General features: G+C 72.9%; 1 protein-coding gene. It reads left to right on the forward strand.

Going from position 1 to position 480, the window contains the following annotated elements:
* The coding region (locus tag GT045_RS28900; RefSeq protein WP_161335990.1) for an acyl carrier protein at positions 1-480 on the forward strand (480 nt) is incomplete at both ends.

A 480-nucleotide genomic window follows, 5' to 3' on the forward strand; every position in this document is an offset into this window, starting at 1 on the left:
TTCGACTCGTTGACGGCGGTGGAGCTGCGCAACCGGCTGAACACGGCCACCGGACTGCGGCTGCCTGCCACGCTCGTGTTCGACTACCCCACGGCCGCCGGGCTCGCCCGTCACCTGCTCGCGGAGCTGACGGCGGCCGGCGTCTCCGACGGCGCTCCGCGGAGCGCGGCGCTGCCGGCCGTACGAGGGGCGACGGCGGTGGACGAGCCGATCGCGATCGTCGCGATGAGCTGCCGCTACCCGGGCGGCGTACGCACCCCCGAGGACCTGTGGTCCCTGCTCGCCAGGGGCGGCGACGCCATGGCCGCGTTCCCCGACGACCGCGGCTGGGACCTGGAGGCGCTGTACCACCCCGACCCGGACCACAAGGGCACGGCGTACGCGCGTGAGGGTGGTTTCCTGTACGACGCTGGTGATTTCGATCCGGGGTTCTTCGGGATCTCGCCGCGTGAGGCGTTGGCGATGGACCCGCAGCAGCGG

The organism is Streptomyces sp. SID486 (genome assembly GCF_009865385.1).
GTDB lineage: Bacteria > Actinomycetota > Actinomycetes > Streptomycetales > Streptomycetaceae > Streptomyces.